Below are 11,832 nucleotides of genomic sequence, written 5' to 3'. Positions count from 1 at the left end.
AAATTCAACTCGAGCCCGAGGCTAGTCCGACGTGGGTTAGCGAGAAAGCCCTAACTGCTGCGGTTACTGATTCCCTATCCCGCATCCAACCCTCGTTTGGAGTCGTAGCTCAGGATCTTTTCGATTCTGGGGCCGCTGATCTTTGGGGGCGAGCAGGTAAACAGACAGGGGCTTGGTCAACCTATCTGTCTACCACAGCCCAGCCGCTGGTCTTGTGCAACAACACCGGCATAGCCAGCGACTTTAGGTTCACTTTTCACGAGTTGGGACATGCCATTCACTACAGCCACAGCGCCAAAGACCGCCCCTATTGGCTACAGCACGCGACCCTGGACATCAACGAGTACGTCGCCTACACCATTCAGTGCTTGGGGCTGAGGGAACTGGCCCGAGAAGAGGTCATCAGGCCCGCCGAGCTATCGGAGCTGAACCTCAACAGCCTGATGAACGCGCTGGACTACATAGAGAACCTGGTCGCTCTCGAGGAGTTCACCCACTGGGTGTATGCCCAAGAGGCACAGAACTTAACCGCCGATGAGCTAGATCGCGCATACCTCGAGGCAAGTGCGGGCGACGGGTTGGACTGGTCTGGACTCGAGCCGATCAAGAAAAAGATGTGGCACACGTTGCGCTTTATCCCCATGCCTTTCTACGCCTCGGAGTACATCCTGGCCTGGGTCATGGCGATGCTGGGACTCGAGCGGATGGATCAAGATCGGACTGTTGGCCTAGAGAAATTTACGCAAATACTCAGCCATAGCGAATGGGGCTTCTCAAAGGTTTTGTCCGTCTGGGAGATAAATTTCCCCTTTGATCAAGACACGCTTGAACGAGTTGCTAAGCGACTGCGCCAGGAGTTTGGATTCACAAACACCGGGACATTGATTTGAAACCGCCGACGTTACCGGCAGTTAAGGTGACGCAGCAGCGCATCACAACAACAATCGTGGAAAGCTCATTTCCAACGTTATTTCTTGTCCGTGTTAAGCACCGATGCTCTAGTCGTTTCCGCTGTTATGTGTAGAGACAAACACAAACCGTATTGATATATTCGCGCCGTGAAAAAGATTCTGATGGCCCTCTTGACCCTGCTATGCCTCGCCCTTGCAGCTTGCGGCAGTGCCGACATCCAACCTTCCCCGCCCAAAGCCCAGCCCGATCCTACGACGCAACCCGCCCAGGATGAGCCGGTAAAACCGATGTGCGGAACATGCACAATCACGGGGGGCTAGACCTCAAATCGCGCCTGTCCTATGGAGACGGTACTCAGCGATAACAGTGCCAACTTTGAAAAGGCGGCACTTTTGCCAGGTTTGTCTACCCTAGACGACGCGGGGCGCTTCCAGGCTTGGGCTCTCGAGCAGAACCGCCTCGGAACCGTACACCAGGTCATCGAATCTCTAACACTACAAGGTAGCGAAATCGCGATCTTTCGCGCCGCCTGTCTCGGGCACTGGTTTGTCAGGCCGAATACCTATCGTCCCTTGATGCAACAATCTTTCAGGGCCAGTGATGTCACAGTTCGCACTTACTCTCAGGCAGTTTTAGCCCTGCTCGACTTTGTGGGCAGTCACCAGGGGGTGAGGTACTGCATTCCTCTGTTGGAGGAGGCACTGAAACAACTCGAGACACTGAGACAGTCCAGCCTGCTCCTGGAGGCGAAGGCCACTATCCAGACCAATCTCGGACTGATTGTGAGCGCATTGGGGGAGTACGAGCGGGGGCGCTCGCTGGCCGCGCAAGCGGTTTTCACTTCGCGCCAACTGGAAATGCCGATCTGCGAAACGCGAGCAGGCAATTTGATGGTGCAGGTGAACCTTTTATCGGGTCGAGTTGTGGATGGCTTATCGGTTATTCAGCAGAACCTAGAAACCGGTATTCGCGATCAGCATGCGGCCACTTATCAACATACATCCTTGGCGGGCTGTCTGGCACACTTAGGGAACGTAGACGAAGCCATTCGCTGGCTCGAATCACCCCTACAGGAGGCCGTCAACCCCCTTGCCTCTTCGGCTGTTCGCCAGTGGTTTGCATGTCTGGGCGGCTACGACGATCTTCATTCACCCATCGAGGAACGCTACGCTCCGGTGAATAACGAACGCTGGCTGGTAGAGTCCCTCCGAGGGCTACTCAAGGCGCGTTCGCAGCCTCGCGTAAACAAGAATCTATGCCAATACAAGAGCCATCTTAACACTTCCCTGGCCTCGACTCGTGCGGCTACCCAATTTGCCAGCGACTGGTATTTGCTGCTCAACCGCTGGATCGGTTCGACCGCCTTGTTGTGGCAGGGCAAAGCAGTCCCCTCTGCCCATACCTTAACGGGGTTAAGGACACCGACTAAAGAGTGGCTCGAGCTGCGTCTGCTCCTTGCAGGCCTGCGCCTCGAGCAGGCCCTCGACCTCAACCTACCCAGCCTGGCCATCGAGCCTGCTGAGGAGGAGCTGCTCGAGGTCTTCCGCGACGCCGAGGCCATCGAGATGGCCTCCCCAGAGGGCCTAGCCGATCTGCTGATGTTTTGGCATCCTCTGGCAGCCGCTTACATGGCCGTGGCCTTCCCCAACCTGCCCCACCTCTCCCCCGCGCTGGACAGCATCCTGCGACTGGGCAGCAAGAACAGTGCGCTGGGAACGACTGTATCCCCGGCGCTGGCGGGCGAGCTGCTGCTGCGCTCGCTCAACCTCGACTTAAGGGAGAGCCAGCCGCTGACCCAGGTCAAGCTGGGCGCGGGGGAGCGGGGCAACTTCCGCGAAGAGATCCTGACCTTCACCCGTGGCCCCCGCACCTACTACCAGCCCCCCATCTCGGCTTTACAGATCGCCTACGGGCTGAGAAAGCACGGGGCAGGCTCCTTGATGGCCGAGGTGGCCTGGAGCATCTTGAATCAATACGGTCTTTGTCCCAAGGCCTCGGGTAGCGAGATGCAACTGCGGATGGGCACCCTCGAGGCCCTCACCCACGACCTGCTGGACGACCGAATAACCGTGCAAGAGTTCAGCCGGGGCTGCTACGCGCTGGTTTAGCGGTAGCACCCCTCGAGCGCAGTAAAAACCAACGGCAACTCGCCTCGGACTAGTGTTTTTTGCTTGGCCAACCTACCACCCCTACACGGGTTCTTCAGATTATCAACGGGATATATTCCTAGGTATACTTGTAATATACAATGTAATCCGGTAACATGGCCCCATGAAAAAGATTTTGCCTTTTTTCATGCTGGTCTCCCTCGCAGCCCTAAGCTCTCTCGCCCCCGCCCAAGTCCTACCCAGCGGCCCCGCCGCACGGCTCGGGCAGCCTATCGTGCGTACTTTCGCCTGGGCCGACGTGGCCTCCCGCCAGGGGCTCTTGAACCTCTCCCCGAGCGGGTTCACCTCCTTGCAGTTCGAGGACGAGATCGAGGCCCTCTTCATCCGCAACAGCGCCGCCGTGGAGTGCCAGAACTGCCCGGTTGACCCTTCCGACCAGGGGCGCGGGCGCAGGCTGCCGCCCGAGGGGGGTAACATCATCTTCGTCACCAGCCGCCAGGTCGGCGACTCCGACATCATCGTGCAGGTCAAGGGACAGCAGCTCTTCTTCAAGGTCAGCATCCAGAAGGCCAACCCCTCCCAAGTGAGTTACGTGGTGCGCTCGCCGCGCCCCTCGAGCGCCGCCAGCCCGGCCGCCAGCCGCCCAGCCCCGACCGACAACACCGCCCTGAATCAGGCCCTCTCCGACCGCCAGAACCTCCCGGCAGGCTTGCAGCAGATGGTCGCGGTGGGCAACGGTCGGGTGGTGGTGACCCTGCGCAACGGCGGCAGCACCCCGCTGGCCCTCGACCCCGCCAGGCTGGCGCTCAAGACCCTGACGGGCCAGAGCGTAGAGGCCGGCGTGCAGGTCGTCTCGCCGCAGAACTACGACGGCACCTTGGGGGCGGGCGAGGTCTTGAACCTGGTGCTCATCCCGACTGGCTCCCCCGGTCGCGCCCTTGCCCTCGAGTGGCCCCTCTCCGACGGCCAGGCCAGCTTCGTGCTCAAGCGCTTCCTGGGGGTCGTGGCGGTCAGCCGCTGATGCGCTGGCTCGCCCTGCTGTGGGGCCTGGGTCTGGCGCTGGCCCAGGGCTTTGCTCCGAACTACCCCCCGCTCGAGAATCCCGCCGCCGAGGGCGCGGTCAACCTCGAGTACCTCTTCTCCTTCCCCGACCTGCGATACGAGCAGCTACAGCGGGGCCGCTGGCCCTTCCTCGAGGTCATCCGCAGCTCGGAGCTGCGGCGGCACCAAGCCGAACACGGGCAGAACCCGCCGCAAAATACTCCCCACGAGTGGCGCATCCCCTTCTCCACCCTGCCCGCCACCCAAGGCGTGACCCGCGACCTGCGTCTGGCCTGGCAGCGCTTCGAGGAGCGCTACTACCAGAACACCCTCACCCGCCTCAACAACCCGGCCTTCTACCTGAGCAACTGCGTGGTCGGGCTGCGGCTGGGCGACCTAGACCCGCCCACCCCGCCGGCCAGCCTGATGGTCGAGCGCAGCAGCCTGCCCACCGGCTTCGACCCCGGCCTGGGCTTCCCCGAGGCCGCCTCCAGGGGCACCCACCGCCTCGACCGCTACCTGCCCACCCCCCAGGTGGACAAGGGCCAGTTCTGCGACGACCTGAGCCTCGAGCTGCTCCCGGTGATGTACATCCCGGCCTTCTGCGTGGACGCCGACCAGATCGGCTTTAGCTGGTGCAGCCAGGGCTTCCCCGACCAGCCGCTGTGGATGAACTACGAGGCCGCCGAGGCCAGGGTCAGGGCGGGCATCGAACGCGCCCACGGGCTGTACCAGCTCGAATACCAGCGCGAGGTGCTGCAAGCCCTCGCCCCCAGGCTGCCCACAACCCTCACCGGCCAGCCCCAGGTCTTCGCGCCCGTCCCCTGGCAGAGCCACCTGCTGGGCGCGGGGGCGGTGATCGCCCCGGTGATGTCAAGCCTACTGCCCGAGCCCGCCCGCGTGACAGGGGAACTCGAGCAGAGCCTCAGCACCCTGCACCAAGCCCTCCCCGCCCTGCCCCAGACCGAGCGGCTGGTGGCCTACCCCTACTACTACCAGCTCCTGATCGGGCTGGGCCGCCTGCCGGTCTTGCAGAGCGCGGTGGCCCCGCTGCGCGGCTGGCTGGGAAACCTCGACGAGGCCAGCGTTAAGCTCACCCTGAGCCGACTCAAGTCGCTCGATGAAACCGCCACCGCCGCAGGCCAGCCGCTGCACTTGTTCCACGCCTCGGTGCCGGGGGTCTGGCGCTTGGAGGAACTCAAGCGCTGGATGCCGCCGCAGTCCCCGCTGGTGGCCGAGCGGCTGGGCTACGCCAGCTTCTTCATGGCCTGGAACCGCTTCGAGACCGCCACCGTGCCCGACTTGGGGGCGGCCTGGGCCAGCCCCCTCGAGCGGACCGCCGCCTTCCTCGGGCGGCTGGTGGCCTTCTGGCACGTCCCGCTGCGACTCAAGGTCAGCTTCCAGCCCACCCCGCCCTACGTGAGCACCACGCCGCAGCTCGAGCTGCCCCGCCCGCTACCGATTGCCCCCTACGTGCTGCCCTTCGTCGGCGAGCGCACTCACTACGGCTGGCTCAGCGTGCCCGAGGGCTACGGCATCCCGCTGGTGCGCGGCACGCCCGGCAGGGGCCTGCCGGGGGCGGGCATCCCCGGCCTGGACTTCACCCGCGCTTACGACCTGTTGCTGCGTTAAACCTTTATGAAGCGACCCTTGCTCCTACTCTTACTCTGCTGTCCGGCCTTCGCCCAGGCCCCCACGCCCCAAGACCTTCGCACCCTTTACGACCTAGTGCGCCAGGGGCTCTGCGCCGCCAACCTGACCTGCGCCTTCCCCCAGGATGCCCTCTTTCCCGCCGACTACCGCCGCGACGTGGAGCCGCTGCTTTTGCAGCGCTTGGAGATCATCCTGGTCGGCACCCCCGCCGACCTGGGCGACGCACTGGCTACACTGCGCCGCCGTTTGACTGACCCAGCGCAAGCCCAGAGCTGGCCCCGCCTCTACATCGTCACCCCCAAAGAACACCGCGCCCACTATCGCCTTTGGGAAACCGAGCCCTACAAGCCTTACGTGACCGTGGTGGACTCCTCGAGCAACGACTCCCTGAGCGCCCTGAGCAAGTTCGGCTTCCCGCTGGTGCTGGTGGACAACACGCGGGTCTGGATTCCGAGCTGGTACGCCCTGGACGGCCCCACCGTGGCCTCGGTGGTGCTGCTGGCCCGCCAGACCATCCAGACCCTCCGCAACGCTCAGGCCAGGGAGGCTGGCACCAAATGAGACTTCTGCTGCCCTTCTTGCTCTTACTGGGCCTCGCGTCCGCCCAGACCCCCGCCCCCAGCACCCTGGTTCCTCTCCACTCGGTCGCCGAGCTAAGCACCTACCTTCAGCAGAACACCCGCCTGATCACTGTGGTCGGTGACCTGCCCCTGCGCGGACTGGAGGCGGCCTTAAAGGGCAAGCGGGTGCGCCTGCTGACTGGCTCGGCCCAGGTTCAAGGTCTGGGCTGGGTGCGCTCGAGCGGTTTGCAGCTCGAGGTGCGCGTCCTGCCGGGCCGTCTGACCACCCCCTTCCTGCTGGCCGATGAGCGCTACTTTTTGGCCGTGGAGCCGCAGCGCTTCACCCTGCTCGACAGCGAGGAGGTGGTGGCGGTGCTGCGGCAGCGCATCCGCCTGACCGAGCTGTGGGCACAGGCCCGACCCTGGAGGCTGCCGTGAGGCGATTCCTGGTTGGTCTGCTGGCGGCGACCTCATTGGCCTTCGCGCAAAACTGCCGGGTTGATGAAGTGACCGGGCTTCCCTCGGACTTGGTTCGTCTCGAGGCCACCCTCACTCTGGGCAGCCCCACTCCGCTCACCGCCCGCCAGATTCGCAATCTGCTCCTGACCCTGCGCCGGGCCGACAACCACTTCGTGGGCACCGTGGGGATCGTAAACGGCCAAGCCTCGCGGATGCGGGTGTCCGTTCTGGGCAGCGCGGCGGTGGCCGACCCCGACCTGCGCGAGGCCCTGACCTGCCTGGTGCGCGGCTGGAAGGAGCCCTGCGGGCTGCTCTGCGAGAACGAGTATCAACCCATTACGGTGGAGGTGCTGGCGGGTCAGGGCTACGAGGGGTGGCTCGAGCTGGCCCGCCAGCAGACCTGGGGATTCCTGGGCCAGAACCGCTCGGCGGCCACGGTGCTCCTGGGCGGAAAAACGCCGGGCGGGATATTGCTGGTGGAGAGCCCCCAGGCGGGCGATGTAGTGCTGATGGGCAGCCTGTTCGGGCAAAACAGCCCAAGCCCCTCGAACGCAGGTGGGGTTAAGGCTCCGGCGTTGGTGCTGGCGCTCAAGGCCCTGCTGCGCTGGGATGAGGTTAAGGCCCAGAGCCACCCTTATCGCCCTTAAGGCTTTTTCCTGTGAGGCTCGAGCAGGTGCTTAGGCTCAAACGTATGGCAAACAAAGTATCGAGAAGCCTTTAGGATAATTCGGATTAGCATAATCCGAATTATCCTAAATCGGCAGCACGACCTTGCTGCCTGCGCCCTAAGCCTGGGTTGTATTTGGGTAACTCAGCCTGGCTTAGTCACCAAAAAACTTGGCGAAAGAGGCTTTCATCGGCTCGGGTATGGGGGTTCCCTCGCGTTCCAGGCGCTCGATCCACTCACTTATCACAGCTCTATCCAGTATTGGCCTCAGGTCGTCCATCCGCACAAAGGTGCGCTCTCGAGCTATCGCGGCCAAATGGCTGAGCAGGGGAAGACTGTCCTGGGGTGACAGGTCGGCGAAGAAGGCCCCATAGCGTTTGTCACCGCGCTGGTTCCAGACCTTGAGCAGGGGCAGGAAGTAGGAGGGCTCGGGCCACCCCTGCCCCGCCCGCAGGCGCTCCATCACGGCTAGGCGGGCGGGTTCTTCGAGCCGCTCTAGCGTCGCTTTTACTTGCGCCGCAACTGAGGAGAAGAGGGCTTTCTGATCGGGCTCAAGCGGCTGTATGCGGCTCAAATCGTCCACCACACCGCTGAGCAAAGAGCTGCTCCAGATCGGGCTGTTAGACTGCTCGAGGGCTTCCAAGAATGGCTCGATTTTCGCCACGTCCTTGTTCCTGACTAGCTCGAACCCGCCCATGCAGGCGCTCACCAGAGTCATCCGCTGGCGGCTGGTCTGAGCATGGGGCGTTGGGAGTCGCACGGTCAGAGAGTCGCCCAGCCATAAACCTCCCAGCCCCTCAAGCCACCTGTCCGCGTCATGCGTGACTGCTTTCACCAGGTTGATCGCCAGTTGCGGCTCCAAGGTATCGCTCAGGTCACGGGCCGCGACGGCGTAGGTCAGCTCGCGCAGGTAGGCAGAGGTCTGGGCGAACGGGATAGGTGATTCGGCCTGCTCTTTCAGGAGCCGCTCGAGCGGCTCCGCCGAGGTTTCGCTCTCCTCGAGCAGGGCGGTAATTTTTGCCGTCGGTATTTCCCGCTCGCCGAGCTGGTAGTACAGCGAGAAAGTAACGGGATCGCAGATGCGGCGCTCGCTTCGGGCTTGCAGCGGACTTACCCTCGCAGCCTCCAGCACGGGAAAAAGGTGGTCGAGTAGAGAGTTGAGTTCGCCGGTCAGACCCTTCCTCTGGCTTAACCATGCCTTCACAGCGTCTTGACGGCGCTGGGTCAACTCCTTTACATCAGCGTTGGTCACCCCCCGGTCAAAGCCCGCCGCGAAAAACGCCCTGTACGCGGGCAAGTCCCGGTACACCTCGGGAACCGCCGCCCGCAGCAGCTCCATGCCGATCAGATCGTCGCGGTGAACCTCGTCCCCGTGCAGCGCCTTCGCACTCTTAACAGCGTGCAGCAGCCGCTTGATGCGCCGCACCGTGGGGGCGAGCGCTTGGTGCTCGAGGTAAAACCCCACCCACTGCTGCTCCTGTACCTCCGAGACGGGGCCGAATGTTTCCATCAGCCCCTCCACAAATATCGCCGCCAGGGTGAGGGGGTTCGGCTGAGGGATGTCAACACTCAGATCGAGGATTTTCTCGAGGTAGTTCTGGGGGTCGCTGTAGCCTTCTTTCCTAATCTGCTCAGCGACCTGCACGGGGTCAAAAGCAACAAAATAGGAGACCCAAGGAAAGTCCGCCAGAGAGCGTACCAAAGCGAACATTTGCAGCATCTCGGCGGCCTCGAGGCGGTCGAGGTCGTCCACGAAGACCCAGATCGGCTGACTCAGCTCCTCGAGTACCTCCATCGCTTTCTGGCGGGTCTGCTCGAGACTGGCGGGCTTCGCCTCCCCCTTCATCGCTTTGCCCACCGATCCGGTCACATCGCTCAACAGCTCGGCAAGCTCCCTTGCACCGGGCACGTACTTTAGGGGCTTGATGGCCTCGCTGAAGCGCTCCAGGTTCTCGGCCAGCCGTTTCTGGCCCTGGCCCGCGTCAGGATCGGAAAAGCGGGCGATTAAGGTGCCGAAGAAGCGCTGATACAAGTCCTCTCGACCGGAGAACCACCAGGGGTTAAAGCGAACCACCACAGGAGGATTGATCTGGGTCTGGGCTTGTTCCTCGACCAAGTTCAGCAGGCTGCTTTTGCCCGACCCCCAAGGCCCTTGCACGCCGACCACGATCCCCTCAGCCTGCAAGACTTGAACCGAGCGCACCAACTCTCGAGCCAGCCGCCCGTGCCCCAGGCGGTCTTCCTCCAGAGTCAGAATGGCCCGATCCAGGGCCAGGTTCGCCCCGTCTTCCATCACTCCACCCGAACTAGCGCCGCGCCCAGCCCCTTGTACTCGCTGGCGTAGGCGGCCAGCGCCTGCCCCGAGGTCTTGGCCTGGGCCACGGTGTAGGCCACGCTGAACGGCAGGGGCTTCTGTTTCATAAGCTCGAGCGCGGCCAAGACCAAACTCTCCTCCTGGGCTTGGAGCGCGGGATTGGTGAGCAGCTTTAGCAGAGCCTCGGCCACGTCCTTCACCGGGTGACCGTAAGCATCGGTAAGGATGGCAGCGGTCTCGGCCAGCATCACCGGGGAGATTTGCAGGCTGTACACCCCCTGCTCGGCCTGCTCGAGGAAGGCCCTGGCTCTGGGGCTATGCTGCGGATGGTCACCTCGCAGCAGGCGGAGTACCCAGTGGCTGTCTACCCAAACCTTGCTCATCGGCTGTGGGCCTTGGCCGCAGCCTCGCGCTCGGCCTCTGGGCTGCCCAAGTAGGGCTTGCCGCCGCCCAGCAGGCCCGCCAGCTCCGCCGCCAGGTGACGGCGCACCACCTTGACCCTCAGCTCCTCCTCCCCGGCAGGGATGAACTGGAGCATATCGCCGTTCTCCAGCTTGTACTGCTCGCGGATCGCCACGGGCAAGGTGATCTGTCCTTTACTGGTGAGGGTTGCACGGCTCATATATATCTCCTTATGAATTACGGATTCCTTACTTGTCTTGAGAGTAATGCACGAATCATTAGCTGTCAATCCTATTCCCGCCTTACGATTACCCTAAGACTAGGCTTTTGCTGGCTTGCGCGGCTTGGAGGCGCGGCGACGCTCGGATTTAGATTTGAGGAGTTGTAGAGGGCTGATAGAAACGCTGGGGGCTAGACTATCCAGCCAGTCCAGTCGGCCCAAAACCCGCAGGGTTTTGACCAAGGTGGTGAGGGTCGCGCCCCTACCCGTCTCGAGGTTTTTCAGCGCCGACAGCGAGATACCCGCCCCCTCAGCCACCATCCGTTGATCCAAATTCTGCCGCAGCCGCAGCGTGCGCAGGTGCTGACCGAGTTGCTCCAGCAGCTCCTCAGGGGTTTGACCTATATACAAAGGCTGCTTTTGCACACTTTATTATACATTATTGGTTTTAATATATGCAAAAGCACCTCTTATAACTTATGTGCAGTGGTAGATATGGATGGTCTCGAGCGCCCCCTTTGGGCCTCTCCTCGATGCCGCTCGTGACCCTCGAGCGACCCTCCCTGAGCGCTAAACTGTGAGGAGGAGCAAACCGTGAGCGACATTGCCCGCCTGCGACTCAAGCACCGCAACCTCATCGCCGCCCTCCACACATTCGCCGACCTGCTGGCCGACCTGAACGACAACCCCTATTCGCGCTGCAAGGCCCTGGCCTACCGTCTCCTACGCGAGCGCGGGGTGGTCTCGGCGGATGATTGCGACGACCTCGCCGCGCTCTATAGCGACGTGCTCTTCCTCGGCTACGGGTTGCGGCACACGGCGGAGCTGCTCGAGGAGACCGACATCCGGCAGGCCGCCCAGGCGCGCCATCTGGCCTACGCCGCCGCCAGCGAGAATCGGCCCGACGGCCCGGTTGATGCCGCCGTACACAAGGCCGTGGCCGACCGCTACACCCGGATCACCTTGTGACCGCGACCCTGTTCGTCCGTCATCCATACGCCATCCACCTGAAGCAGTCGGGGCGGTGAGTAGCTCCGAGTGGCCCCCGTAGCCCCTGACACCTCACCCTCCGCGCTCCAGGTGCTTGCGCTCCACGGTTCGGCTGGTGGTGCGCGAGAGCAGCGCGAACAGCAGCAAGCCCAGCCCCACCCCCGATAGCCCGATCCCTTGCCGGGCCTGGTAGCGCGGGGCCTCCCGCCACAGCCGCCCGAGCAGCGCGTCGGTGCAGCCCTCCCGCGCCACGCACCAGCGCAGGTAGCCCCTCGAGTCGGCGAACTGCGGGGCTCGGCGGCTGACCTCGAGGTGAACCTGGGCGTACCCCTCCCCTACCCACCTCGCATTCACCCACACGCCGTAGCCGAGGGTGGTCAGCCCCAGAAACAGGAACAGCAGCTTGCGCAGATACTTCTCCATCAGAACTCCGCCTCGTCGCCCCCGATGCTCTTGGCCCGCCGCTTGATCTGGCCTTTGTCCAGTTCCGCCTCGGGGGCCAGGGC

Annotated in this window: 13 protein-coding genes; 8 read left to right on the top strand and 5 right to left on the bottom strand. The window is 63.1% G+C overall.

Going from position 1 to position 11,832, the window contains the following annotated elements; genetic code table 11:
• Positions 1-2 precede the first annotated feature (2 nt).
• The 7 genes from Q0288_RS03915 to Q0288_RS03885 all read left to right on the top strand — a co-directional run bounded on the left by Q0288_RS03915 (position 3) and on the right by Q0288_RS03885 (position 7,380).
• The gene (locus Q0288_RS03915) at positions 3-890 is read left to right on the top strand and encodes a M3 family metallopeptidase (RefSeq protein ID WP_366914724.1); all 888 of its coding nucleotides are present in this window, start codon (positions 3-5) and stop codon (positions 888-890) included.
• A gap of 363 nt (positions 891-1,253) precedes the next feature.
• On the top strand, positions 1,254-3,020 hold the full coding sequence (locus Q0288_RS03910) for a hypothetical protein (RefSeq protein ID WP_299427487.1): 1,767 nt from the start codon (positions 1,254-1,256) through the stop codon (positions 3,018-3,020).
• A 163-nt stretch (positions 3,021-3,183) separates the two neighbouring features.
• Positions 3,184-4,041: a hypothetical protein gene (locus tag Q0288_RS03905; protein ID WP_299427485.1), complete on the top strand. Its 858-nt coding sequence runs from the start codon at positions 3,184-3,186 to the stop codon at positions 4,039-4,041.
• A complete protein-coding gene (locus tag Q0288_RS03900) occupies positions 4,041-5,693 on the top strand; it encodes a hypothetical protein (protein WP_299427482.1) in 1,653 nt (550 codons plus the stop codon). Before Q0288_RS03905 ends, Q0288_RS03900 begins: the two co-directional genes overlap by 1 nt.
• A gap of 18 nt (positions 5,694-5,711) precedes the next feature.
• Complete coding sequence (locus tag Q0288_RS03895; protein ID WP_299427479.1) at positions 5,712-6,275, top strand: hypothetical protein; 564 nt, start codon at positions 5,712-5,714, stop codon at positions 6,273-6,275.
• Positions 6,272-6,712 carry a hypothetical protein gene (locus Q0288_RS03890; protein ID WP_299427476.1) on the top strand — a complete coding sequence of 147 codons (441 nt, stop codon included), beginning with the start codon at positions 6,272-6,274 and terminating at the stop codon, positions 6,710-6,712. Before Q0288_RS03895 ends, Q0288_RS03890 begins: the two co-directional genes overlap by 4 nt.
• Complete coding sequence (locus tag Q0288_RS03885; protein WP_299427473.1) at positions 6,709-7,380, top strand: hypothetical protein; 672 nt, start codon at positions 6,709-6,711, stop codon at positions 7,378-7,380. Before Q0288_RS03890 ends, Q0288_RS03885 begins: the two co-directional genes overlap by 4 nt.
• Before the next feature lie 174 nt (positions 7,381-7,554).
• On the opposite strand, the gene Q0288_RS03880 is transcribed toward Q0288_RS03885, so the two are convergent.
• From Q0288_RS03880 to Q0288_RS03865, 4 genes are all read right to left on the bottom strand, one after another.
• On the bottom strand, positions 7,555-9,693 hold the full coding sequence (locus tag Q0288_RS03880; protein ID WP_299427470.1) for a P-loop NTPase fold protein: 2,139 nt from the start codon (positions 9,691-9,693) through the stop codon (positions 7,555-7,557).
• Positions 9,693-10,097 carry a hypothetical protein gene (locus tag Q0288_RS03875; protein ID WP_299427467.1) on the bottom strand — a complete coding sequence of 135 codons (405 nt, stop codon included), beginning with the start codon at positions 10,095-10,097 and terminating at the stop codon, positions 9,693-9,695. Before Q0288_RS03875 ends, Q0288_RS03880 begins: the two co-directional genes overlap by 1 nt.
• Complete coding sequence (locus Q0288_RS03870; protein WP_299427464.1) at positions 10,094-10,336, bottom strand: AbrB/MazE/SpoVT family DNA-binding domain-containing protein; 243 nt, start codon at positions 10,334-10,336, stop codon at positions 10,094-10,096. Before Q0288_RS03870 ends, Q0288_RS03875 begins: the two co-directional genes overlap by 4 nt.
• A gap of 99 nt (positions 10,337-10,435) precedes the next feature.
• Positions 10,436-10,762, bottom strand: coding sequence for a helix-turn-helix transcriptional regulator (locus tag Q0288_RS03865; protein WP_299427461.1), 327 nt, complete (start codon positions 10,760-10,762; stop codon positions 10,436-10,438).
• Between the two features lie 168 nt (positions 10,763-10,930).
• Here Q0288_RS03865 and Q0288_RS03860 point away from each other — a divergent pair, with 168 nt between their 5' ends.
• On the top strand, positions 10,931-11,305 hold the full coding sequence (locus Q0288_RS03860) for a hypothetical protein (protein WP_299427459.1): 375 nt from the start codon (positions 10,931-10,933) through the stop codon (positions 11,303-11,305).
• Between the two features lie 93 nt (positions 11,306-11,398).
• Here Q0288_RS03860 and Q0288_RS03855 read toward each other — a convergent pair whose 3' ends face one another.
• Positions 11,399-11,749, bottom strand: a complete 351-nt coding sequence (locus Q0288_RS03855; RefSeq protein WP_299427456.1) for a hypothetical protein — start codon at positions 11,747-11,749, stop codon at positions 11,399-11,401.
• Between the last annotated feature and the right edge of the window lie 83 nt (positions 11,750-11,832).

The sequence above is a fragment of the uncultured Meiothermus sp. genome (assembly GCF_937863175.1).
Taxonomy (GTDB): Bacteria; Deinococcota; Deinococci; order Deinococcales; family Thermaceae; genus Meiothermus.
Note: the sequence above shows the minus strand (reverse complement) of the source record. Positions and strands in the feature narration are given on the sequence as shown.